This window comes from Scytonema hankhaensis NUACC26, assembly GCF_045865695.1.
Taxonomy (GTDB): Bacteria; Cyanobacteriota; Cyanobacteriia; order Cyanobacteriales; family Nostocaceae; genus Scytonema.
The window spans coordinates 23,869-49,413 of record NZ_BAACAP010000172.1; the positions used below are offsets into that span (position 1 = coordinate 23,869).

The 25,545-nt window shown below is 39.2% G+C and carries 20 protein-coding genes; 5 read left to right on the forward strand and 15 right to left on the reverse strand.

Going from position 1 to position 25,545, the window contains the following annotated elements:
* Positions 1-146: 146 nt before the first annotated feature.
* Together ACKTT2_RS15095 and ACKTT2_RS15100 are read right to left on the reverse strand one after the other, a co-directional pair.
* Entirely contained in the window at positions 147-695 is a 549-nt protein-coding gene (locus ACKTT2_RS15095) for a L,D-transpeptidase (protein WP_407888216.1), read from the reverse strand.
* A gap of 487 nt (positions 696-1,182) precedes the next feature.
* Positions 1,183-1,872 (reverse strand): hypothetical protein, encoded by a 690-nt coding sequence (locus ACKTT2_RS15100; RefSeq protein WP_407888218.1) that lies wholly within the window; start codon positions 1,870-1,872, stop codon positions 1,183-1,185.
* Positions 1,873-2,194: 322 nt separating this feature from the next.
* Here ACKTT2_RS15100 and ACKTT2_RS15105 point away from each other — a divergent pair, with 322 nt between their 5' ends.
* Both ACKTT2_RS15105 and ACKTT2_RS15110 read left to right on the forward strand, forming a co-directional pair.
* On the forward strand, positions 2,195-2,776 hold the full coding sequence (locus ACKTT2_RS15105) for a DUF1802 family protein (protein WP_407888220.1): 582 nt from the start codon (positions 2,195-2,197) through the stop codon (positions 2,774-2,776).
* Between the two features lie 97 nt (positions 2,777-2,873).
* Positions 2,874-3,317: a tetratricopeptide repeat protein gene (locus ACKTT2_RS15110; protein ID WP_407888222.1), complete on the forward strand. Its 444-nt coding sequence runs from the start codon at positions 2,874-2,876 to the stop codon at positions 3,315-3,317.
* 203 nt (positions 3,318-3,520) lie between these two features.
* Here ACKTT2_RS15110 and ACKTT2_RS15115 read toward each other — a convergent pair whose 3' ends face one another.
* Together ACKTT2_RS15115 and ACKTT2_RS15120 are read right to left on the reverse strand one after the other, a co-directional pair.
* On the reverse strand, positions 3,521-4,096 hold the full coding sequence (locus ACKTT2_RS15115; RefSeq protein WP_407888224.1) for an SH3 domain-containing protein: 576 nt from the start codon (positions 4,094-4,096) through the stop codon (positions 3,521-3,523).
* A gap of 407 nt (positions 4,097-4,503) precedes the next feature.
* Complete coding sequence (locus ACKTT2_RS15120; RefSeq protein ID WP_407888226.1) at positions 4,504-4,770, reverse strand: hypothetical protein; 267 nt, start codon at positions 4,768-4,770, stop codon at positions 4,504-4,506.
* A gap of 256 nt (positions 4,771-5,026) precedes the next feature.
* On the opposite strand from ACKTT2_RS15120, the gene ACKTT2_RS15125 reads away from it, so the two are divergent.
* Together ACKTT2_RS15125 and ACKTT2_RS15130 are read left to right on the forward strand one after the other, a co-directional pair.
* Positions 5,027-6,055 carry a Fic family protein gene (locus tag ACKTT2_RS15125; RefSeq protein ID WP_407888228.1) on the forward strand — a complete coding sequence of 343 codons (1,029 nt, stop codon included), beginning with the start codon at positions 5,027-5,029 and terminating at the stop codon, positions 6,053-6,055.
* Positions 6,056-6,324: 269 nt separating this feature from the next.
* Complete coding sequence (locus ACKTT2_RS15130) at positions 6,325-6,759, forward strand: hypothetical protein (RefSeq protein ID WP_407888230.1); 435 nt, start codon at positions 6,325-6,327, stop codon at positions 6,757-6,759.
* A gap of 63 nt (positions 6,760-6,822) precedes the next feature.
* Here the strand turns inward: ACKTT2_RS15130 and ACKTT2_RS15135 are convergent, their stop codons facing one another.
* Entirely contained in the window at positions 6,823-8,280 is a 1,458-nt protein-coding gene (locus tag ACKTT2_RS15135) for an aminotransferase-like domain-containing protein (protein WP_407888232.1), read from the reverse strand.
* A 214-nt stretch (positions 8,281-8,494) separates the two neighbouring features.
* Here ACKTT2_RS15135 and ACKTT2_RS15140 point away from each other — a divergent pair, with 214 nt between their 5' ends.
* On the forward strand, positions 8,495-8,725 hold the full coding sequence (locus ACKTT2_RS15140) for a hypothetical protein (RefSeq protein WP_407888234.1): 231 nt from the start codon (positions 8,495-8,497) through the stop codon (positions 8,723-8,725).
* Between the two features lie 24 nt (positions 8,726-8,749).
* On the opposite strand, the gene ACKTT2_RS15145 is transcribed toward ACKTT2_RS15140, so the two are convergent.
* The 10 genes from ACKTT2_RS15145 to ACKTT2_RS15190 all read right to left on the reverse strand — a co-directional run bounded on the left by ACKTT2_RS15145 (position 8,750) and on the right by ACKTT2_RS15190 (position 25,494).
* Positions 8,750-9,055 carry a hypothetical protein gene (locus tag ACKTT2_RS15145; protein WP_407888236.1) on the reverse strand — a complete coding sequence of 102 codons (306 nt, stop codon included), beginning with the start codon at positions 9,053-9,055 and terminating at the stop codon, positions 8,750-8,752.
* Between the two features lie 335 nt (positions 9,056-9,390).
* Complete coding sequence (locus ACKTT2_RS15150; RefSeq protein WP_407888238.1) at positions 9,391-13,902, reverse strand: nSTAND1 domain-containing NTPase; 4,512 nt, start codon at positions 13,900-13,902, stop codon at positions 9,391-9,393.
* A 152-nt stretch (positions 13,903-14,054) separates the two neighbouring features.
* Positions 14,055-14,558 (reverse strand): anthrone oxygenase family protein, encoded by a 504-nt coding sequence (locus tag ACKTT2_RS15155; RefSeq protein WP_407888240.1) that lies wholly within the window; start codon positions 14,556-14,558, stop codon positions 14,055-14,057.
* Between the two features lie 843 nt (positions 14,559-15,401).
* Positions 15,402-17,597, reverse strand: coding sequence for a GumC family protein (locus ACKTT2_RS15160; protein ID WP_407888255.1), 2,196 nt, complete (start codon positions 17,595-17,597; stop codon positions 15,402-15,404).
* Positions 17,598-17,692: 95 nt separating this feature from the next.
* Positions 17,693-18,940 carry a DegT/DnrJ/EryC1/StrS family aminotransferase gene (locus ACKTT2_RS15165; RefSeq protein ID WP_407888242.1) on the reverse strand — a complete coding sequence of 416 codons (1,248 nt, stop codon included), beginning with the start codon at positions 18,938-18,940 and terminating at the stop codon, positions 17,693-17,695.
* Between the two features lie 17 nt (positions 18,941-18,957).
* Positions 18,958-20,019 carry a GNAT family N-acetyltransferase gene (locus tag ACKTT2_RS15170; RefSeq protein ID WP_407888244.1) on the reverse strand — a complete coding sequence of 354 codons (1,062 nt, stop codon included), beginning with the start codon at positions 20,017-20,019 and terminating at the stop codon, positions 18,958-18,960.
* 211 nt (positions 20,020-20,230) lie between these two features.
* Complete coding sequence (locus tag ACKTT2_RS15175) at positions 20,231-22,120, reverse strand: chitobiase/beta-hexosaminidase C-terminal domain-containing protein (RefSeq protein WP_407888246.1); 1,890 nt, start codon at positions 22,118-22,120, stop codon at positions 20,231-20,233.
* A 209-nt stretch (positions 22,121-22,329) separates the two neighbouring features.
* Positions 22,330-22,977: a sugar transferase gene (locus ACKTT2_RS15180; RefSeq protein ID WP_407888249.1), complete on the reverse strand. Its 648-nt coding sequence runs from the start codon at positions 22,975-22,977 to the stop codon at positions 22,330-22,332.
* 18 nt (positions 22,978-22,995) lie between these two features.
* A complete protein-coding gene (locus tag ACKTT2_RS15185) occupies positions 22,996-24,210 on the reverse strand; it encodes a glycosyltransferase family 4 protein (protein WP_407888251.1) in 1,215 nt (404 codons plus the stop codon).
* A 63-nt stretch (positions 24,211-24,273) separates the two neighbouring features.
* The gene (locus tag ACKTT2_RS15190) at positions 24,274-25,494 is read right to left on the reverse strand and encodes a glycosyltransferase family 4 protein (protein ID WP_407888253.1); all 1,221 of its coding nucleotides are present in this window, start codon (positions 25,492-25,494) and stop codon (positions 24,274-24,276) included.
* Positions 25,495-25,545 lie beyond the last annotated feature (51 nt).

Sequence of the window (25,545 nt, forward strand, 5' to 3'; positions counted from 1 at the left end):
ATTTATGTTTCCTTTTGGTGTCTTATCTATCAAGATATCACCCTACTATAACTTTGCAAGTGTTTGTTAAGTGAATTTAACAAGTTGTTGAATTTCGCAAAATTACCAGTCCCACATAACTGGATTTTTATCTAGACGATCGGTGACTAACGTTCAACAGTCACGGGCGTTCCAACACTCACCAACTTGAACAACTCCTCAATATCTTGGTTATACATCCGAATACAACCATGTGAAGCAGCAGTACCCACAGTCTCAGGATTTGGAGTTCCGTGAAAGCCCACCCAGTCCTTACCGTTTGTCCAAAATCCAATCCAATAATTCCCGAGAGGATTTTCTGCATCTCCCCCAGGAATAGATTTGCCCGTTTTCGGGTGAATCCAAGTTGGATTAACCAACATATCACGAACTCGGAAACTACCAACCGGAGTTTCCCAACCTCGCCGTCCCACAGCAATTGGGTAACTTTTAATTAAATTTTCTCCTTGATAAACTGTGACTTGTCGTTGGCGAAGATTGATTTTTAAGTGAAGAGGAAGAGTTATTGAATCATTAACTTGAGTATGACTTGGTTCAGCGATCGAGTTTTGTAATGAATCTTGACTCTTATCCTCAGCCGCTAGTGCAACTTGAGAACTTGAATATATACAAAATACACAAAGTGGGACAAATATCTTGAATGATTGCTTCAACATCAGGACGAATTTAAATATAAAAAATTTTTGTTTATGGTTCACAAAAAAGTTTCAGATAAATATCATAATTATGAATCCGACTTTGGACTTATACTTTACCCCACCCTAACCCTCCCCTTGGAAACTACGGTGGACACACATCTTTAGAGATCCTCCTAAATCCCCCTTAAAAAGGGGACTTTGAGAATTTTTCCCCCCTTTATAAGGCTACGGTGTACACACAAGTCTGTAATAGCAATAGACCGAGGTTTTTGTCTTCGTTTTACCCCACCCTAGCCCTCCCCGATGTATTGGGGAGGGAACCGGAAATTTAGTTTCCCCCCTTATAAAGGGGGGATTAAGGGGGGTAAGTTCAACTTGTGTGTACACCGTAGCCCCTTGGAAAGGGGAGGGAATCGGAAATTAAACTTCTCTCGTTGCAAGAGCAATCAAATTTCCCCCCAATCCATTGGGGGGACTAAGGGGGGTATACCTTAATTCAAACAAATTACCAAAGTGCTCTTACGCCACCATTGGTATTCGATCCGCCTGTTGAATTGCCATTGTCTATATTTTGTTGTGTATCAGAAGGATTGTTGTACTGATTTTGCTGTGTACCAGAAGGAGTGTTGTACTGATTTTGCTGTGTTCTAGAAGGAGTGTTGTATTGGGAGTTTTGTCGATCGATACTGCTACCGCCTTCGTAGCGTTGGTTTTGGTTAGTGGTGTTACTGGGAGTTTCTAATGTTCCAGTGTCGTTGGTGGTGCTGCTGGGAGTGTCTGAGGTTCCAGTATCGCGATTATTTTGAGAAGGCTGGTTGACAGTATTTCTGTTATTTAAATTTTCACCTTGGCGTATCCGCTCCATTGTATTACCACCCGTAGGTTCGGGTACTTGGCTTGTTCCATCTGTATTGCTACCGTTAGAGCGCTGGTTGTTGACAGTATTTCTGTTATTTGTATTTCTGTTATTTAAATTTTGACCTTTTTCTATCCGCTGTATTGTATTACCACCTGTAGGTTCGGGTACTTGGCTTTGACTGTATAAGGTATCTAGAGGAGCTTCACTAACTTTGACGCTACGAGAGCTAGAATTAGGCATTGCAAACCCTGGCAGACTTAGTAAAACACTAGCACCAACAATGCCTACAGTACTAGTTAAGATGTGGAATAATTTCTTTTCGCTATTTCCGTTCATTAGAGTCTCCTTACATAGATAAAAAATTTTCAGTAAGTACTAGGCGCTGATTTATGCTAAATGTTGCAAGACTTAAAGCCGAAACTTTTAGAAACTTTAGGCAAAAGTTTTGCACGGAATATTGATATTTACATTTATAAGTTAACTCTGTTACTGAATTAACTCGTCTATCTAAAGCATGGTCTGATGTTGTAATACAATATAAGATTAAAGAAAAGTTTTTCTACTGATTTGGGTAAAAAATTTCTAACTTATTGCAGATGCGATTTTGTGAGGCTATGCTTTAAAGAATTATTAAATTAGACGTTAAATGTGTTTTTCTATGCAAGATTTGACTCTCACTTGTAATGCACTTAAAGAATGGGCGATCGCTATCAATGCTTTGGAAAATGGTAAAACAATTATGCTTTTACGGAAAGGGGGTATCCAAGAACAAGGCGGGCGTTTTCAAGTAGCCCACGAGCAAATCTTACTTTACCCCACATACGAGCATCAACAACCTTTCCTATTGAAACTAGACTATTCTAGTTTGGTGGTTCCTGTCACATCAGGTTGGCATCCAGAAACAGTAACTATTAGTAGTTGGGCTGAAATTACTGATATCTTTCAAGTCAGTGATGAATCAATTGTAAAAGCTTTGGAACCATTTCATATTTGGAGCGAGTCTTTTATTAGCGATCGCCTCAAATGGAAACACCATCAACCCTTGTATGTTCTCCTGTTAAGGGTTTACAAACTACTCCAAAAGGTAGAGATTCCATATCGTAAGGAATATGGGGGTTGTAAATCGTGGATTGATTTGGCGGAAGTTGTATCGCGACAAGGAGCAGAACCTGTTTTATCTAACTCCAAGTATAACGAGATCGTCGAGGAAATTCGGAAAACGATCGGTAAAAAGCTTTAGTGATATAATTCGAGCGATTTTGGGAATACTAAATGAAGGGGAGATCTAAAGCCTCTCTGTTGAATTGATTTAATATTCCCATGCACTCTAGATTTCTTTGGTTTGGCTTAGTGCTAGTATCTTTTGTTTAAACCATAGCCGTATAGGAAACTACAAACAAGCACTAAAATACTATCAGTTATCTTTACCAATAGTTCGCTCGTTTGGAAATCGTTATTGGGAAGAAAAAAATCTTAGAAATATTGGATCGATCTATTACAATTTAAAGCAATACGATCGAGCACTAGATTATTATCAGCAAGCATTATCTCTTACTAAAAAATTAGATAATCTTCTAAATGAATCTAAAGCTCTTAACTCTGTTGGAGTTACCTACTATGCTTTAGGTGATTATTCTTTGGCTATAAAATTCTTTGAAGAGGCATTAGTCATAGATCGGAAAATTGGCGATGGCACAGGTATCAAAATTACTATGGATAATATTGACAAGGCTCGTCGTGCTTTAAAAGCACCTAAAAATGGTTTGTTGCTTGAGATTTAGCAAGATTGTGCTATTAAATTAACTTACCACAACTGTGGGGTAGGCGTCCTCGCCTGCCCTTTATTTATTACGGGTGGGGACGCCCGTACCACAAGAGCATACTACTGTAAAAGTTTCTGCAACATCTAATAAATAGGCAAAGAACATAGTCATGTAAAGACGTGCTATGGCACGTCTCTACACATATCCCGTTCAATTAGAGCCTAGTCAAGGTAATCAGCATGAACCCAACCGCGTTGACCGACAAGCTTTACCCAGTCTCCAGAAGAATAGCTCACTTTGATATACTGTCCATGACGTATGCTACCGATTCTTGCATAATTAGATCCAGGACCAGAACGAATGACAACTCCAACAGGTGCATTCACTCGTACAGTGTAAACGCGATCGCGACCGCCAACACCACTAATGTAGTCAGAATGAATCCAACCAGGACCACCAACCAGCTTTGCCCAGTTTCCAGAGGAATAGCTGACTCTAACATCATGTCCGTTAGGGATTCTGCCGATTCTTTCATAGTTCAAACCCGGACCGGAACGGATAATCACTGCAGTAGGTGCAGTCACTCGCACTGTGCGAACAGGAGCACGACGATTACCAGTAGGTTGATATTGGTAGCTAGGATAGTCGTCGTTGTAATCGTTATAACCAGCTTGAGCCGGAGCCATACCAGTTGCAAATGCTGAGCCTAATGTTGTTACAAGTAACATTCCAGCTACTGCTACACTTTTCTTGACAGAAAATACACCAAATTTAGAATTTTGGTTACGAATTTCCATTTGATTCAATTTCCTTTATTTTGAGTTTACTAATAGTGATGAGAATAGTGATTTGTTTTTGTTGAATAGTTGTATTTGCATCAACTATCCTGTTATTTTCATCTTGGTTTCTACTATCGACTACTAATGGAGGATACAAAGTATGTCGGTGATATTCCGGAAAAAGTTTCTTGATTTTTTCAACTAGTAGGTAATACCACTTTTCCAGAATTTTTCAGCAGATTTAACCCCTTCTTAAGAAGGTAAGTGAAAGTTGTCGCCCCGGTTGATATTTATTACTATTCTCCTAAGTGCATTAACGCTAGCATTGCCGTTTAGCAATAGTTGTAGTGTTAATGCATCATCAAGATTGTTTGCTTTTGGACGGTGAAATATAATTCTTGGTTCCGTTGATATTTCCGCAACCATCATGGCGATCGCAAACGCATTGACCCAACGCTACGAGGTGCAAGTAATGTGAGTCCAATTGTCATTCCATGCTTGTTAGCTGGAACTAACCCATATTCTCGCTGTTGAGGGATTATACGGTATGCTGATTGCTTGCGCCGCTTGGATAAAGACAGTGGTAAGTGGATTAGGGTCGCGCAAGTCTTCAACATAAAGCAATCCGCGATCGCCATATAACTCATCACTACTCCGACTGTAACGTTCGGAACGACGAAAGTAGGGAGCACATCTTTCCAACCCTAGCCTGTTGCTCCAGCACCGACGATAATAAAGTCATAGTTTATCTGGTTAACCATAATGAATAAAGTAGTTGTGGAGAACTGAGGTTGCAAAAGCTTACATTGACTGTTTGCCTTGTTTGTCTCAGTTGATATTTATAATGTAAACACTACGTATCATTACTAATAGGATATAGCTCATACTAGTAAATTTTTTTAAGATGGATATATGGATATTAGGTGCTCGAACATCAAGGTGAATGATATGACGCAAGCAAGTTTGGAATCTGAAGACAACATATTAAACAGGCAGTATTTTATGACTGTAAATCCAGTCTCATCCTCAAGCGTGTCTTCTGCCTCATTCACTGAAACTGCTGGTCAATGCTACGATACTTTTATTCAAATGCTGATTCAACATCGACTTCAAGATGTATCAAAAGAAATTCAAAAACGCTTATCACTTTTGCCAAATATGACCCTTTCAGATAAATTTCAGCAGGTGGATCGACTCAAGGCTTGGTTGGATAGCTTTCGTCCACTACCAACAACAGTAGTTGCAGAACTCAAGAAACTCTACGATGTGCGCTTTACCTATAACTCAAATGCGATTGAAGGCAACACTTTGACGCAAAGTGAAACAGCTTTAGTTTTAGAAACTGGTATCACGATTGGTGGAAAAACGTTACGCGAACATTTAGAAGTTATCGGGCATAAAGATGCGATCGACTATATCGAACAACTTGCTCAAAACTCAACCCCTATTGGAGAATGGGAAATCAAACAGATTCATAACTTAATTCTACGAGCAATTTCTCCTGAAGAAGCAGGATGTTACCGTCAACTTGATGTGACAGTGGTTGGAACTGAGTATGTCTATCCGCCATACCACTTACTTAACGATCTAATGGTCGAGTTTGTTACTTGGTTAAATTCAGCAGAAACGACAATTCAGCATCCAATTCAATTTGCGGCAGAAGCTCATTTGCGATTTGTTTCAATTTATCCGTTTCGAGACGGGAATGGACGCACGGGAAGATTATTAATGAATTTGCTGTTATTAAGATCTGGCTATCCCATCGCCGTCATTTCCAATCAGGTGGGTAAAGCCTATACTGATGCGGTTGTGGAAGGGCAACAAAATAATATTTCCCCATTATTGGAGTTGCTTCTGGATGCTGCTCAACAATCGCTGATTGAAATGCTACATATCCTATCAACTGCTCAAGAAAGCCGAGGACGAGGCTTTCCATTTTACGAAGAGATGTTAGCATTTTTAAGCGAACGTTATTAACTTTTCCCAAGAAACTCATGTATTATCTAGAGCAAAAGCATTAAAATTTCTAAAAAAATAAGATTGAGGCACATAGCTTTTATATGCTTTCACTTATACTGAAAAAAACAGTTTTTTTATTTGAAATTTAGGAAGGAGCTTAAAGATAATGTAATTGTTCGGATTCTTCAATATGCAGGAGCTACAGAAGATTGAAATAAAATATTGAGGGCGATCGCAAAGTGTTTATCTATCTCGAATGAGCGCATATGCGGGCTGAGAAATAATATATGGTTTTGATTCAAAATTCTTGTCATGAATGTCATAAGTTGATTCCGTTTGAAATTGGGCAAACAGCAATCGATAATAAGCTAAGATGGTACATTTCATATAATTGCCCTTTTTGTGACTCTTCAACGGAATTTGACGATATTGGATTTCCACCAGAAGAGATACGTCAAGAAATCTTGAAATATGAGGGGGAATGGGAGATAATAATTGAAAATTTCGAGAGACAAAAGCAAACTGTTACCAAATTATTACGCAAAACCCTAGAACTATCCACAGTAGAATTACATCAAAAGCTTAAAACTCTTAGGAAAATCCCTTCCATTCTACATAGCGGTACTAAATGTGAAATGGAATGGCTGTATAACCATCTCAAATCCGATGGCATAGAGTCAATAATTTTACAATCTAAGAGACCTGAAAAAATGAGTAGCTGATTATAATAAGAAATTTTATATCTTCTGCCCTCTGCCTCCGTACTTCTACATTCATGTACTCGATTAGCTAGCAATTTTTACACAAAGATATTTCTTCAGTAATTTACCAAGAACAGCGACACCTTGCTCAATTTCTTCTGGAGAAGGCGTGAAAGTCAACCGCATAGCTGGGTATCCTTTCCTATCGGGGAAAAATACTGAATGACAGGGAACTAGGACGTTTTGAGATAAAGCTTCAATGCGTATTCTTTGAATGGGAGTATATTCTGGTAATTGTACCCAGAGAAATAACCCACCTTTTGGTACTGTCCACCTAGCTTCTTGGGGAAAGTAACGCTCTAATGCTGCTAGCATAACATCGCGAGTGCGGAGGTTTTCTGTTCGCAATCGATTGAGGTGACGGCGGAGATGTCCTGAAGCTAGGTATTCGCTAACAATTGCTTGAGAAATAGTGGACGTGTGAAGATCGTGCAGTAACTTTCGTTCGAGAATGTTATGAAAATGCTTACCAGTAACGACCATGTAGCCAACTCTTAAACCGGGCATTAAAGTTTTAGAAAATGTCCCTAAATATATAACTAAATCTTGTTTGTCAAAAGCTTTAATTGGTGCAGGAGCCGCCTCAAAAGTCAATCCTTCATAAGCATTATCTTCTAAAATCGGACATTCATATTTCTCCGCTAATGCTAGCAATTCTTGTCGGTGTGCTTGTGTTGTTGTAATTCCTGTGGGATTGTGTAAAGCACTAATTGTGTATATGAGTTTTGGACGATGGCTCTTGAGATATTTCTCTAGTAAATCTAAATTCATTCCTTGAGCAGTCATGGGAATACCGATGATTTTAGCTCCCAAGTTTTCCAAACTGGCAAGCGCACCAAAATAAGTGGGCGTTTCTACAATAACCCAATCTCCAGGCTTTAAATAATAGTGCAGTGCTAATGACAGCCCTTGCTCGGAACCATTGGTAACAATTAAATCTTCTGCCGTCACCTCCATTCCTTGCTGTATTAACATCTGAGCAATTTGCCTGCGAAGGGTCAGCTGTCCTTGAGGTAAGTCGTATTTAAATAAACCATCGGGTGTTTGTCTGAGTGCTCGTCTTGCAATTAAATCGATATCTTTTGGTGGCTGCGGAAAACCACAACCAAAATTCACTATTCCTGGCTGTGTTTGTGCTTCTACTGTAGCCGTATACATATCAAAAAAACTACTTCTGCCCTGCTCTGGAATAATGACGTTTTGCACGGGCGCGAATGTTGATTTTAAGTTGGCAGAGGAACGATTGACAGAATTGACAAAGTATCCCGACCCCTGACGGGCGGAAATAATCCCATCTGCTTCTAAAACGTTGTAAGCCTCAATAATCGTAAGTTTATTGACTTGCAAACTTTCCGCTAGCGAGCGAATGGAAGGAAGACGATCGCCTGCTTGGAGTACGCCAGAGTCGATCAGACGACTGATGCGATCGCGTATTTGCAAATAAATAGGTTTAGTGGATTCCCGTTCCAACCAAATCTTCATAATGGTGGATTATTGAAAGACTACAACGTGACTAGTACTTGTAATATACGCGATCTTTTCTTTCTTGTTCTAGTACAGTTTCATCAATTTTTACTAGAACAGTTCTACATCTTGACAACTGTTCTAGTACAAATCCGTCAAACTGTACCTTCTCTATTAAAAATTCCCGCGAGAAAGTAGAAGTAATGGTTCTTACTTCTCCCAGGATGTGAATATGAAAAACATTAATTTTTATAAAAAAATATTGCTAGCGATCGAGAAAACTTGGCAACAATTTGTAACGTACTTAATTCGAGCTTCTGAGTTGCAAGTTTGGCAAGAGTTAGACCGAAAAGGACGAGTTTTTTCCTGGCATGCTTATGACCCAATGACAGGACGTTCCGCTTCTTTTGGATCTGAAGAAGAAATGCGGATGTGGATTGAACAGTGCTATTACAGGTCTTAATCACTTTTTGCACTTAGTGAAAAACTAAAATCTTTCAAATGTGCCTTGCCAACAAACCAAGTCTCCTGTTTCTGCATCATAAACAAGATTTTGCAACACATTTACAGGAATTTTATTTTGTATGCCAAAGTTTTTATAATATAAAACTTTGACATACCATACGACCTGTCTTGGTAACACACTATGAAAAATTAAATTTTTATCTAATGCAACTTCAAATGGAATTAAATCAGCCGAAATCAAATGAGCATTTTCTGGTAACTTTGAAATTATAAATTCCCTAGAAATCAATTTGTCTATTGATAAAGATACTTCTTTGTTAGTTTGCATAATCTCTCAACTTAATTATCGCTCTCCTACTAATTTTTTAAATTCTTAAAAATACAACGATTGTTTACGGCAATACTAAACAAGTTGTAAACTGTACATAGTAGATTTGACTTACCCTGCACTACTTACAACCCTTCTCAAGTTAAGTAAAATTGCTATAATAAATTTAAGTCCGATATACCCTATTCAGAAAATAGCTTTTTATTTCAAGAAAAGCCTCTCTCTTAAGTAAGACTTTTCGTGTATTTTATCTACCAATTTGAGTAAGTTAAAGTAACCTGCCTTGATTCGATCGAGCAGTATGGGTTCTCCTGCTTGTATCAAAGAAATACATTTTACCTATCCGTACCGCAAAGAGACTTATCTTCTTGATTGAGACTTGTGTTACCAATCAAATAAGCAGATGACCACTGACAACCACGCTTAAACAAAACGTCTAAATCTTTTAATTTCAAATCCCACAAAAGTACAGTCTTATCAGTACTTCCAGAAATCAAGTACTTGCCATCAGGGCTAAAACTGAGGCTTAAAACTGGTGCGCTATGTCCTTTCAAAGCAATAAGTTCTTTACCATTTCTATCCCAAAGTTTAATGGTGTTGTCTTCACTAGCCGAGGCTAATATTTGACCGTCTGGGCTAAAACTAATGTTACGTACTGCTCCTGTATGACCTTTGAGTGTATGCGTAACTTTATAGTTGGTCATACTCCATAATTTGATGGTATTATCTTCACTTGCTGAAGCTAATATTTGACTGTCAGGGCTGAAACTCAAGCTGTAGACAACACCAGTATGCTCTTTTAACTTAATTTCCTTCTGTAGTGCGGAGAATTGCCAGAGTTTAATTACGCCGTCGTCGAGAATTGTTGCGATCGCAGAACCATCAGGGCTGAAGTTTACACTATACCCTTTCATAGAAGGATTTATCGGCTTTATTTCTTCGTAGCCATTCTGAGCTATCTGCCAAAATTTAATTTTTCTTGTTGCATAAGCAGCTGCTAGAATCTTCCCATTGGGACTAAAATTTACCACATAATTCGTCCCTAATTTGTTTTCTGGATTTTCTGGAAGTGTTTGCATTAATTGTCTAGTCGTTGCATCCCAAACTTTAACAGATACATCTGCACTTCCTGAAGCCAATACCTTCCCATTAGGACTAAAACTCAAGCTATTTATAGGTCCTGTATGCTCTTGATTTTGTAATAAATTTGCTTTTCTCAACAGAGTTACTTTACCATTCTTTGTTAAACTCCAAAATTGAATGTTTCGATCTGTACCTGCGGAAGTAAACATATATTCATTGTTACTAATAACAGGTTGAAAGCTAACAGCATTAATCCTATCTTTATGAATTGTCAATTGTTTTAGTGCGTCATTGTCCAAACTCCAAAAGCGAATATGTTTGTCAGCGCCTGTAGAAGCAAGAGTTTTGCCATCCGGGCTAAATCTGACGCTATAAATTTCGTCGTTATGACCGATAAACGTAGCAATCTCTTGAATTTCTTTTGGTTGTTCGAGATTATCTAACCCCCAAAGTATGACCGTGCGATCGCTACCTGCTGAAGCAAGCATTTGACCATTGGGACTAAAGCTAACGCTGTAGACTCGATTTTTGTGTCCTGTCAGTGTTGAAATTGGCTTCCCATCAGGAACACTCCAGAGTTTAACTTTGTTATCAAAACTTGCGGAGGCTAGTATTTTACCATTAGGACTAAATACTACACCAATAACATTGTCCTCATGTCCTTTCCAACGTTTACGAAGCTTAGCATCCTGTTTGTTTTCATCCCAATCCCACAAATATATTGTGCCATCTTCAGTTGATGAAACCATTTGTCTGCCATCTGCACTAAAGTTTATAACATTGATTTTATTGGTTTTATTTTCTACATTTTGTTGGTGTTCTGTTAGTGTTTTAATTAACTTACCATCCGCAACTCGCCAAAGTTTAATAGTTCCATCCCATCCAGCAGAAACTAAAACCGTACCGTAACGGTTAAAACTAACGCTATAAACTGGATTATTGGGATGACCGATTAGAGAGGGTGGTGTTATTTCTCTGCTATTTACCAAACTCCAAAGTTTGATGCGTCCATCCCAATCAGATGAAGCGAGTATTTTACCATCGGGGCTAAAGTTGACGTTGTTAACTCTATTTTTATGTCCCCTGAATCTTACAATTTCTTCACCGTTAGCTGTACTCCAAATTCTGACAGTGCGATCGTCACTTGAAGAAGCAAGAAACAACCCGTCAGGGCTGAATCTAACACTACGCACCTGATTGTCATGTCCTTGGATAATGTTTTTCTCTTTTATTAAGGAGACAGCTTGCATTAAGGCAGTCATAACCTGTTTTCTTGTAGTGTCTGAAGCTACTATTCCAGTGGTAGATTTCAGTATTTGCGCTGCTTTTAATGCATCCCTCAACCCATCTAACTGACGCCCCGATACAAAAAGTGCTTCGCTTGATGCAGCTAAAGCTCTAATTTCAGCTTCTTGTCTTTGATAGGATTGAAATGCAGCAAATGTTACAATGCTCAAAAATACACTTGCGATCGCACCAATTCTCAAGGAGCGATTGTTTTGACGGAGTTGAATGCTGTTTCTGATAAATTCTTCTTCTATTTGATTGTACCAATTATCTGGTGAATGAAGTTTATCTTTTAATTTCAATAAATCGGGATTTGCATTCCACAAATAACGGCTTTGCTGGTATTTTTCCTGAAAATACTTAACCCAATAGGGATACTTCTTCCATTGAAATTTTTCTGGTTGCTTAGTTTTCCATTTTTCAGCATCTGGTGTCAAGCGTCGCTGCAAAATTATCGTTTCTTCGTCTTCTTCTTGTTTTATCCACTCTCGTAGCTTTCCCCATCCCCTGACTAATGCATCATGAGCGGGTTCTACATAAGATTGACCCTCAATATCTTGTCCTTCCACTAGTAGACGGGCTTGAGAAAATCGGCTGATGGCTTTTTGCGCGAGTTCGTTTTTACCTAGTGGATATTGCAGTTCTGACAAAGGGACTTGTCGGCGTGCTAACTCACCTCCACTTAAAGCTACCATTCGGAGCATAATATGACGGATAATCCGAGCATAAGCCGGATTTTCTTGGACTAATTGTTCGTATTCCAAGTCTGCACGCCTTGTTAAGGATTGCGTTACTCCTCCTAACTCGTCATAATCAGCTTTGGTAATCGCACGGTCAATGGTTTCACCTTGAATTTTTGCTTCGTGTTGTCGTTTGAGATACTTGATATAGAGTTCGCTTAAGGTAAAAGATAGCAGTGGTAATGCTCCTGGCATATCTGCAATCTCATCAATTAAGTTGTCTACCAAGTCTGTCGGTTGGAAAAACATGACCCTTGCTTCTGTGGGTTTCTCTATGGCTTCGCGCAATTCTGCTCTCTTCATAGTAGGTACAATAAATCGTGCATCTTGCCAATCCTGCTTTTGAGTATGGTAGTTTCTGATTTGGGGTTCAAAGTCGGAACGCAATGTCAACAAGACTCTTAATACTTGGGAATGGTTTGCGATCGCTTCCACTAGCTGCTTAAAAAATTCCCTACGTTCTTCTTCATTTTGACACAGTGAGATTAATTCTTCGCTTTGGTCAATTAACAAGAACAATTTTGAGTTGGTATTTTGCGTTACCCAAGCCGCTATACTGTCTGTAAGTTTAATTTGACCTGCTATTTTTGGTAAATTGAGTTGAGCTAAGACTTGATTCAGCGCTAAAAAGGGGGATTTTCCCAAACGGATTGCAGGGACTATACACCAGTTGTCTTCCTTTGTTCGTCGCATTTGAGGAATCAGCCCTGCTTTCACTACGCTGGATTTTCCCGAACCAGAAGCACCCAGAACTATGGTCAGGGGATGGGTTGTTACAAAGTGGTGCAGTTTTTCAACTAGGACACTTCTCCCAAAAAACAGGTTACAATGTTCTTCTTCAAAGGATTGCAAGCCGCGATAGGGGTTTTGAGATTCATCGAGGGGAGGTGCGCTTGGTAAGTTAAGTTTGTGTCCCGGTGTGAGAAAGATGTATTCGCCCTTGTCATGTTTGTTTAATCCCCAAATTCCTGGCGTTTGTTGGGAACGATTTTGTCCCGCGACTTCTTCCACGCGATGGCGCAAATACATATACAATTCAGTTGCAGTCATCACTCCATCTCCGGCTGGTTTCCCATCTATTGCTGGAGGATAAGCATCACCCGCACCTGTCAGCGCTTCAAACAATGCGGCTGCAAATGGGGAATGCTCGCCAAATGACCCCCGGTTTGTGTTGTGATAGAAGGCATCTAAAGCTTTTTGGTCGGAAGCGGCGGAGGTAATGACTTGCCAAGCAGGAGAAGAGATGAAGCGATCGTAACGTTCTTTATGAAGTACTTTGGAAACAGACATGGCATTTCTGGTGGCTGACCACCGAAACGCACCTGCAAAGCAACAGTCGAAGATACCCAAAAAATGACGACAGGACAAGCTATTCAAGCTTTCATGCACTTGAGTCATGGGTAGATAAGTTTCAATCTCACCCAGTTTGGCATCTTGCGGAATGAGATAACCTTGAGGACCATCATCCCCATTAAGGGCAATACCATGTCCTGCAAAGTAAAACAGCAATCGGTCATTGGATTTCACTTCTTGTGGAAGAGTTTCCAAAAGAAACTTCTTTAAAGGTTGAAGGGTAGCACCTTCATCAAAACACTCCCACACTTGATATCCGTGCTTGTCGCGGAGAATTTCTACTAGCTTTTTGGCATCGTTGACTGCATTTTGTAAGGGGGAAATCCCATTCACGTAGTCATTAATACCGACAATTAATGCCAAATTGCGAGTAAACTTGGACACAATAGTTAGTTCTCTCCCAATACTACTCTGTTAAGCCATTCTTTCCTCTCCGGCGTCCCTGCACCCCCTGCTGGATATTAAGATAGGCATTAGTGATTAATTATCTATTTTACTAGATCGACTCAACCTGCAGGATTGAGAAATTTTTATAGCTAACGAAGCACTTTAGATACTGAAGGAGCGATCGCAAGCAAGACTGCTGCTACAAGCGCCGATACTGTCCGAACGTGATTCCAGAGTGTCCAATTGATAAGGTATTTAGCCCATAGCTGTGCGCCTTCAGGACTGTCTGGTTTGACGATCGCCAGTGCATCGTTCAGTGGAACATTGAAGGCGATCGTGACGCCAAATGTACCGACGAGATAGAGCAAACTACCAACCAGTAAGTAAGTAGCACCGGGTTGATGCCACTTAAGCAGCGAGAAGATCGCCAAAAAAATGCCAGCTACTGCTGTTCCCAAAAACGCTGTCATAAACCACGGATTGATTACCGTGACATTGATAGATTGCATCGTGGCAATACCTTGTGCTGGAGGTTGTTGAGCCAGAGCCTTCATCACAAAAGTCGAGAAGGCAAAGAAAACTCCGGCTATCAGTCCACAACCGAGTGCTGCAAAAAGTTTTAATGGGAAAGATAAGTAGTTAATTGTTGCCATAAAACCTCCTGTTAATTATCACTTAATCAATGGTAATAAATGCGTTATACTTTTCGAGCGATTACCCTTCTAACTTACGTCAACAATCCATACCTAACTATCTAATTCTTGTTCTGATTCCTATAAAACTATCAGAATCTTGCGGTCAGTTTTTAGACGGCTCATATCATTTCACCGTTTACTTCATTGTAAAGAACTATCCTAAATCATTAGTTTTTTGATTAATTTCTGTAAAAAGATACGAGGTATTGCTTGAAAAGTTATTAAGAAAACGAAAGCCGTTCTAACTCGTACTCGTCATGACTCCGAACCGTGCATTGTTTCTAGTGCGATCGCTAAATCTCGATCGCGCTTCTGGTCGAGGAGAGCTAAAAAACATGGAAAAAGTCTTAATAAATCAATTTTTTTTGAAATAATAGAGTAGTCTTTGTATTCGAGCATAGACCACAGATTTAGAGGCGCAATGCCTTGCGCCCTTACAAACGATGTGGTTCATTTAGGTAAAAACTGCTGTAAAACTTGTATTGGGCTTGATTTTGAATATCTCTGCATTTAAAGTATTTTGTCATCATTCTCAAAAATCGGATTAGGCGACCTGGCTTCCTCACAAGTTCCTCAAGTTTTTGCTCTATAAAGAAAATTAAAAAGGTATTCCGCCCTCAACTCAGTTTAAGAGCGGTACTAATGTTAAAAATGGAGGTACAACATCATGCATACAACTCCATATCCCAACAGTATCATTTATATACTGGTTAAAATCTTTGTCCTCTTCCTTGTCCTCTTTCTGTGCCTCACAGTCCTTGGAACTCCTGTTGCAATCGCGTATTAGTATATAAATTGATACTAAAGGTGTAGATTGACCGCTCCCCGATTTCCAACGCTCTGAGTTTCAAAACTGTATTCTTTAGTGAAGTAGTAGCTATGGCGTTCATTGTTAGAAGTGACGCCATTCACCACCTGTCCCAAAATATTCTGTCCTGATTTTTCCAAAAGTTCTTTAGCAAAGATAGCATTGGTAGCATCGATAACTCCAGGTCGAACCACAAATAAAACACCATCAGCCATTTGACCCAAAGTGACTGCATCCGCAGCAACAGTTAAGGATGGAGCATCTACGATTACAAAGTCGTATTGTGATGCAAGAATGTCAATTAAAGTAGCCATGCGTTTGGAGTCTAGGAGAGATGCTGGAGAGGGAGGTACAACTCCAGAAGTGAGGACGTATAAATTATCCATCACTTTTGCGATCGCTGTCTTAATATCAGCCTGTCCTACAATGACATTACTTAACCCTTTGCTATTAGGTAACTCCCAAATTTGCTGTTGAACTGGACGGTGTAAATCTCCATCTATGAGTAAAACTTTGCGTTCCATTTGAGCCATAGCTATGGCTAAATTGGCAGCAACTGTAGATTTCCCTTCTTGAGGTATAGAGCTAGTTACAACTATGACTCGAATTTCTTTATCAGCACTTACAAATTTTAAATTTGCCCGCAACATTCGGAAAGCTTCACTGATATACGAGCGAGGCATATCTCTGACAACAAGTGGGCGTGTTTGTAATTCTAACTCTTGATAATTTCGATGTAACTTTTTTGACCTATAAAACGAAGGGATTACCCCTAATAAAGTCAATCCTAATAACTGCTTGGCTTCATCAATAGTTTTGATAGATTTATCTGTTGCTTCTAATAGATAAACAATTGCCAGAGAAAGCATGCTAGCGAATAAAGCTGCACTGACAAAGACAAGCATTCTAGAAGAAACAGGTTCATCTGGAATTTCCGCAGCAGATGCCATTCTAGCATTACCTATATTTTGATTTTCAGCAATTCTGCTTTCTTGCAGCTTTTGTTGAAGAAGTAAATAGGTAGATTGCGCGACTTGTACGTTACGTTCTGCCTCGTGTTGTTGCTGTTCTAGGTATGGTAATTTTTTAAGTCGTTCTCTGTAAATTGTTTCTAACTTGTTTAAAGCTGATACTTTATGACTTAAACCTTGATAAGTTGACTCTAATTCTGCTAACTTAGCAGAGAGTTGTTGCTGCAATAGTCCGACTTGAAGGTTATCATTTTGACCGATTGGTGTTGTTCCTGCAACCTGTTTTGTTCGCCTTTGCAGTATCTGTTGTAAAACTGCTAACTTGTTTTCTAAATTTTGGATTTCGGGATGTTCGCCTTGAAGAACAGTTCTCCTAACTGCAAGTTGAGACTCAGTTTGTTGAACTTCTTTGAGAATATCTTGTACTCCTGAAGTCTGACTAAGGGAAGTTGTAGTCACTGCCTTTTTCAGGTTCATGCTTAACTGTTGGCGAATTGTCTCAGCTTGAGAATCGAGATTGGCAATTTCAGATTCAGTACTTCCGCGTTGTTTGTGTAACTCTGCAATCACTTCTACTGCTTTGGTTGCTTCTTCTCCGAGGGCAACCACTTTATTTTTTTCTTTGAACCCGCGTAGTTCAGCTTCTGCCCTCTTGACAATTAATTCTGCATTGGGAACTTGTTTTTCTAAGAACTTCCGAGCAACTGATGCTTGTGTTCTGTGGGCAGAAATATTTTGATCTAAATAATTCGCCATCAAAGCGTTAGCAACTCGTGCAGCTATTACAGGGTTGGTATCCATGTAGGACACCTTGAGTATGTCTGTTCTTTGGATGTCATTGACGGTCAGTTGTTTGAGAAAATCCTTATATTTTAGAGGTTCCCCGTCTTTTCCTTGTAAGTTGAGTTGATTAATGACTTTTTTGACAATAGGGATGGAACGTATAATTTCCGCTTCGGTACTTAGAGGGTTACTTTTCTCTTGAACTACAGACTCTAACTTTCCTATTTCTGTTCCTACTCCCGTAAGAGAGGAAATAGTATTTGTTCTTTCAAAAATGAGCTTTCCTTCTGCTTCATAATAGGGCTTCTTGAGCATGAATGATGCTGATGTAAATATTATAAAAGCTGGAAAAAATACTACTAGGATAGCTAGCCAACGACGTTTGGCTACGTGCCAATATTTATCAAGTATGAAGGAAGATTCTTGTAATTCCATAACTTTATTGGGGACTAGGGACTGGGGATTGGCGATTGGGGAAACTCCTTTGTTATACATCACCTCGTTTCCAGGCTGAGCCTGGAAATGCCTTCTTAAGAGGCTCCGCCTCCATTCAACAACAACTGGCGAGGTGGAGCCTCTAGATGTGCATTCCCAGGCTCAGCCTGGGAACGAGAGACAGGCTCAGATTGGGAACTAAAGATGGGAGAGTGAGATTTATATACAGACTCGATCGCATCAATTACTCTCTCTAGATCTTCTATTGTAAGATTAGATCCGGAGGGCAAGCACAAACCGCGTGTAAATAAATATTCAGCGATCGCACCATCAATACATTTACATTTCGTAAATACGGGTTGTAGATGTAGGGGCTTCCAGACAGGACGAGTTTCGATCTGCTGTTTAGCTAGAGCTAACCGAACCTGTTCTCGATCTGCACCAAATGCTTCTGGATCGATGGTTAAACACGTCAACCATCGCGTAGCACTTCCAAAGTTAGCTTCAGGCATGAATTCAATTCCTGGTAACTTTCCTAAAGCAGCAGCGTAAATCTCATAATTCCGTCGTCTAGCAGCAACTCTGTCATTCAAAACACGCAATTGACCGCGACCAATTCCTGCTAAAATATTACTGAGACGATAGTTATAGCCTATTTCTGAGTGTTGGTAATGAGGAGCTAAATCTCGCGCTTGGGTTGCTAGAAAACGGGCTTCGGTTACAAGTCGCTCGTCATCAGAAACAAGCATTCCACCACCAGAAGTAGTAATGATTTTATTTCCGTTGAACGAGTATATACCAATGCGCCCAAAAGTACCTGTTGCTCGACCTTTATAAGTTGCTCCTAAAGATTCAGCTGCATCTTCTATTAAAGGTATCTCATAGCGATCGCAAATTTCTAGAATAGGATCGATATCCGCACTTTGACCGTAGAGATGCACTAAAACAACTGCTTTGGGTAATTTACCTCGTCTCGAACGACGTTCCAATGCTTCCCACAACAAGTCAGGATTCATGTTCCAAGTCGTGAGATCGCTATCGATGAAGACTGGTTTTGCACCTAAATATGTAATTGGGTTGGCGGTAGCAATAAATGTGAGTGTCGAACAAAAAACTTCATCGCCACTTTCAACGCCGACTAATCTCAATGCTAAATGAAGTGCTGCTGTTCCAGAACTGACAGCCGCCGCATGACGCGCACCATTCGCTTGACAAAATTCTTGCTCGAAAGCATCGATCTGAGGACCAACGGGTGCAATCCAGTTTGTGTCAAACGCCTCTTTCACAAATTCTAGTTCGCGATCGCCCATGTGGGGTGTTGATAGTAAAATAGGTTTTATCATCTCCAAGTCCCTCTTGACTATTTGATACCCGTGCAACGATATGCGGGGAAAAAACCATTAACGAGTAGTTTTTCAGGTTCTGTTTCTAGGACTCGTGCTTGAAAATTAACGAGATCCAGATACTTTTTTTCATTGACAATCAGACGCATGGTTAGAAAATTATGTCTTTGTTTGGAAAAACCTGATTTAAACTCATAAAGGCGATCGTGAGAACTTCCCACTCCACCGCCTAAATGGAAAACTTTATTACCACGTTCTTTAGCCCAAAATCTCACATAATCTAACATGAGTTTGCTTGGTGCTTGTTTCAAAAATCGATTTCTTGTTCCTGAAAGATGGAATTGTACAATCCCACAGCATTCTGTGAACAATCCCGCACAAGTCACTTCCCCTTCCCATTCCACAATACATAAATGAATTTTTTTGCCTAAGATTGCCAAATTTAAATAGTAACTATAATCAAAATAATAGGAATATTGAGCCTCGACCCGATGCATCGTCTCTTCATAGATTTCAATAAAATCGTCGATATACTCCATAAAAGGAACCATTTTTGCTACCATCCCCGCACGTTTGCACTTGCTGATTCTCGTGCGATCGCTATGACGTGTTTGTTGCCATATTTCTACTTCAGAAAGTTCTAAATTAATAGAAATAGTTTCACCATTTACTTTACAAATACTAACAGGCAAAAGTTTATCTAAATCTTGATTTAAAATTGGGTGGAGTCTAAAAAATGCCGAGCACACGTTTTTATAAAAAAATACATTCTTTAACTCTTCAATTACTTTATTAAGAAACTGAGGTGAATTTAAAGCTGCTTCATTTAAGAGAATTCCAGGATATCCATAAGGAGATACAACGTCAAAAATTTCTTTTTCTTCTGGCTGGCAATAACGTAATAAATAAGGTAAGAAGAAGATTTTATCATCTTGAGTCACTAAAATAGCTTCTGGTATTGTGTTAGTTCTAATAGCATCTACATATATATATTCTAGTTCGTGATAAATATCATGTGGAAGTGTTTTCAAGATATCTGTCCATAAGTTACTAGATAAATTAATAATTTGACTTTTCATGGTTTTTCTCCTATTTCAACTGTTTGAATACTTTAGATGCTTTTTTTGAAGCAAGATTTGAATAGGTAAATTGTCTGCTTAAAAAAATGATTTTATTTCCTATTCGTAAAATTCCTCTTTAATTTTTGAAATATACGTAGGGTGGGCAATGCCTACCACACTAACTATTGGTAGGCATTGCCCACCCTACTGAAAATAATTTATTATTCCTTTATTCTCTTTTTGATGTTAGTAACTTACTTTTACTGAACGAGTGTTTATCGTTATCCTGAATAGTGTATCTATACACTTTTTTGTATCCTAAGTAAGCATTTTTAGGTTGAGAAAGCGATACCTCTATCGATTCATCTTTTTCAAATTTTTTATCATCTCTAATATCAATTGAAAAATACTTATACTTTTCTCCTGGTAAAAATATGAGACTTCCAGAAAGTAACTTATAATCTTCATTACTCGTAGCCGTTCCTCCTATAACAGAATAATTAACTGTAATAGGTTTTGCTGAAATATGACTGAGAGATACTAATGGGTAATCAGCTTTAAGAAATTCACTGCTACTGTTACTACTCAGATGAAATTCTACAGACGGTTGTTTATCTGTAATACTATAAAAGGTTGTAGAAACAAAGCTTTCCTGTAAATTTGAGCCAAAAGCTTTAGCTTTCACCACTGTACTTTTAGTGAGTTTAATAGGTTTGGTATAGAGTAGAGAGTTTTGATTGGGGTCGCTACCATCAAGAGTATACCGAATAGATGCATTTGGTGTCATTGTACCGATCTCAACAGAAACTGAACCAGCCACAGTTATTGCTCTAATTGGATAAAATATAGGTTTTGCAGTTCGATTTTCGGAAGAGAAAAGTATATATTTTGCTTCTTTATCTTTAATTGAAACTTGTTTGATAGAATTGCTATATTCATCAAAATACTTCTTACCCTGGTTTAAATTTATTGCTTGAGTTTTTCCGGTTAAATTAAAATAAGCAACTCCTCCCTCAAAAAATCTCCAATAAAGACGATATCCTTCACTTTTACCGAATTCTTGTTTGTCTTGTGCGGGAGTTATAGAATCACCAAGTAGGTTCTTAATTTTTGCATAACGTTTTGGATCGATTTCTAGACTGTGACCGTCATCTCCACTATAAAATCGGTTCTTTCCTCCAAAAATTAAATAAGCAAGATACATATTGTGAATCAGTTCATCTTTATTCCGCGTATTAGGTTGATATATTTGTAATTTATTAGCTGAAAAATTTTGCATTCGCTGGTAAGAACGATAAGTTCTTAATCTTGTCAAAGCGCTATCGGAATTATAAACTTCGCCTAGGAAATCTTCTAGAAGTACTCCGTCAGTATGAGCAAATATTTCTTTATACAGGCTTTCATCATAAATGCTTCCCTCATTACAAATAATTTTAATATCTGGCGATGTTTCTTTTAAACGTTTAAAGAAATATTCAACAGCTTGGATAAATTCTTTATCGTTTTGTGGAAATGGTCGATCCCATTTTATTTTGTTATTATAATTATTTTTGTCATCAAATACCCCATAAAGATTATAAATAAAAGCGCAATTGTCTAATCCCACCCACAAATTTTGATAGGAACCTTTTTGAAGTCTGTCACGGACATAGTTTTTAATAAAAAAATCAATGTAGCGTTGGTCGCCAATATTGACTGCTTGTGCTTTTTCTTTTGACTGCCACTCAAAAATAACAGGTCTTTTCTTACCTTGATAAGTGGCAGTTATCCAAAGAGGAGGACGGCGTTGAGCTAACTCATCCAATTCATATTTTTTTAACTCAGCATATGGAAAATAAACATAGTCCTTTTCATCTTGAGGATGGAAATGTTGAAAACGTCCATGAATCCCTTTAATTGCTTCGGGATTCATAGCGGAAAAAATATCCTCATAATGAGGTAAACCTATGTAAGCACCAACTTTTTTCCAATCTTTATCGTGGGGAAATACGTAGTATAATCCTCTTTCATTGTCTATGACTGTTCTGACTGTTTTTGAGGATACAGTTGGTAACATACTACTAAGCCATAAGGCTGTAGTTATGGCTATTGTTCCGATAAATAGAGCAAGGTTTTGCATAAATATTTTTTGTCTCATGCACAAATAAATGGTGCGTTGCGTTTACAGTAATTTTCCTGTTAATGGACTCTATTGAGTGGTACGGGCGTCCTCGCCCGTGCATTCAAGAGAACGGGCGAGGACGCCCGTACCACAAGAGCATAGTCTAGTTATCTAAACACCATTGTTCACTATTCATCGGTCACTGTTCACTGGTTACTGTTCACTGGTCACTCCTGTAATTGACCTCTAAACTCTTCTGATGAAATGTAGCCTTGTTGGCTAATTCCTTCTTGTTGTAAAACTTTAAAGACTGTTAAATAAAGAATTTTTAAGTCTAGCCATAAATTCCAATTGTTTACGTACCAAACATCAAGTTTAAATTTTTCTTCCCAACTGATAGCGTTACGACCTTTAACTTGTGCTAACCCCGTGATACCTGGTTTGACTTCGTGACGACGTGCTTGTTCGGGTGTGTAACGGTCAAGGTATCTGACTAATAATGGTCGAGGACCGACAAAACTCATGTCTCCTTTAAGAACATTCCAGAGTTGAGGGAGTTCGTCTAAACTGCTTTTCCGGAGAAGTTGTCCAAATGCTGTTAGGCGTTTTTCATCAGGAAGAAGATTACCTTTTGCATCCCGATGGTCTATCATTGTCCGAAATTTATAGAAGGTGAAAATACGGGCGTTTTTACCGGGACGGGGTTGGGTGAAGAAAATTGGGCGACCCATCTGAATGTAGATGGCGATTGCTAGTATCAGCATCAGTGGGGCAAGAACTAATAATGCAATGGCTGCAAGAACTCTGTCTAATAAAGACTTGATGATTTTGCTATGTGTGGAGAAATAAACACCTGGTAAATATTCAGTAGTCATTGATGCAACCTCTGTAACTTACAAAAGTTTGGAATGTAGCAGTACCATCTCTTCTTCGATACCTAGTACAGAATCGGGAGGTAAAAGTTTTAAATATTCTTGGTAAAGAGCTTCCCAAATCGCTTCTTGACGGAATTTTTGTAAAATACGATCGCGTCCCGCATTTCCGTGCTGATAGCGTAATTGAGGATTCTGGATATATTGCCGAATTTTCCTGGCTAATGCCTCAATATCGCGAGGTGGTACTAGCAACCCCGTGTAGCCATCTTCTACAGCATCCACACAGCCTGGAATATCAGTAGCGACTATAGGTAATTTCATGGCTGATGCTTCTAGAAGAACTTCGCCTAATCCTTCTCGATAAGTTGGTAAAGCCAAAATGTCCATTGCGGTATAGAATGGCGGAACATAACTCATCCTTCCTGTCATGTGAATGCGCGGATCGCTTAGAAGTAGTTTTTTTATCTCTGTAGATATTGGATCTTGGGCTTCAAAATAGCCAACAGCAAGTAAATGCAGGTTAGAAAATTCTTCTCGCAAGATTTGCCATGCCCTGACTAATTCTTCTACTCCTTTCTCTCGGGTTAAACGACCTACAAATCCAAGAACGATGGCATCTTCTGGAATACCGCAATTTTTGCGCGTTTCTTGACGGGTATTGAGAGGTAAATTTGCCGGATTAAAGGAATCTAGCGCATCTATACCGTTGCAACTACCTTTCAATAAAACTTTGATTTTTTCTGGCGGACAAAGACCTTCGCGGATAGCAACTTCACGAATTGAGTGACTCACGCTAATGACTTGGCATGCAAGCAGACAAGAAATTTTTTCACTCCAAGTCAATAATAAGCGTTTGTAACCTTTAGCTGTTATCATTGGTAAACCATGAACATGGTAAATACAAACAGGGACTCTTGCAAGCCAAGCAGCGATCGTTCCTAACAGACCACCTTTAGGAGTGTGAGTATGAACTATATGGGGATTGATAGCTTGTATGTATTGCCATATTTGAAATATAGATTGGATGTCTTTTAATGGAGTTATGCGTCGTTGCATGGTGACTGCATATGTAGGCACTTGTTCGCGCTTGCGGAATTCTTCTAAAAGGTATCCGGGAGAGGATAGGGCGTGAATTTCAACTCCTTGTGCCTTCATGTAGGCTATTTGCCCTTTGAAAAAGTTTAATGATTCGGGGACAGTAGTGATGTGGAGTAGTTTAATGTTTTTAGACATTGTTTTTGCTCCTGTTTGAATGTGAACCGCAGCCTGTAGCGGACAAACGCGGATGAGGAAGAGTTAGAGACAGGTGATTTCAGGTTGAGGGTAAGATTGATAGGTCAGCCATTCTTGCGTGCGATCGCGTACATATTGATAGAATTTCATACGACGCTGGCGTAAGATATCATCTCTATAGTTTTGAGCTTTTTCTAAATTGCGGGCTGACATCACAGCCATGCGTTGTGGGTTTACTAAAATTTCGGAAATTTTGGCTGCTAAACTGGCTACATCGTTTGGAGGTACTATTTCCTCCGGAAGTAGTAGTTCGGCGAAGCCTCCTACAGAAGAACCAATGCAAGGTAAACCTCGCGCCATTGCTTCAATTATGGCTCTGGGTAAGCCTTCTTGTCGAGATGGCAAAACGAAAAGATCGGCTCGATCTAACTGCTTAATTACTTCTTCTCTACTGTTTAATTGACCGCAAAAACTGACTCGCTTGCTTAAGCCTCTCATTTGAGTTCTTGCTTCAAGTTCTTGCTTGTATTTGCCATCTCCTACCCAAACTAATTGCAGATCTAATCCTTGTTGAACGCAAATAGCGATCGCATCGATGACTATATCAGGGGCTTTATAGAGTTGAGTTAATGTACCCACGGATATGAGGGTATAAGGCGCAACTGGACAAGACAATCGCGATTCAGTCACAAAGTCTGAAGTTGGCAAATGAATACTGGAAAAATGAGTAGAAAATGCCTCGGCATTAGGAGGGTATCGGCGTTGAAGAGCTTCTCGTGTAACGTAAGCAGTAGCTGTGGCTTGCTGGCACTGTTGCTGCAATTGTCTGGTAAACCACCAACGAAAAGCTGGACGCAAAGGATGTTTGTAAGCCTCAGGTGCAAAAACATCATACGGGTCCCCTATCACTTCCACACCATAAGGTCTTGAATTTTCTAGAGAATGTTGAACCATTCCGCCAATTTCACAAGGTATCCGCAAATGTACGGCTTCTACATTGGCTATGGCTTCATGAATAATCTGTTTGACGCGATGATAATTTTTAGCGTACTGCCACACACCACGATAATTAGGGAGTGGTACTGGCTTGATTCCAGAACCTGATGACATTTTCCATCCGGGCTGTGGTACGTCATGTGCTGTTGCACGTACTAGCAGATGAACTTCATCATATACATCTAGATATCGAGACCAAAATTTGTAGGATACAGATGGATCGGATGTCCATAGTGTTCCATCTTTTAGAATAGCAAAACGAGCACTGCTTGTGACTAATACACGCATATTAAGATTTTGGATTTTGGATTTTAGATTTTAGATTGAGGGATTTTGGAT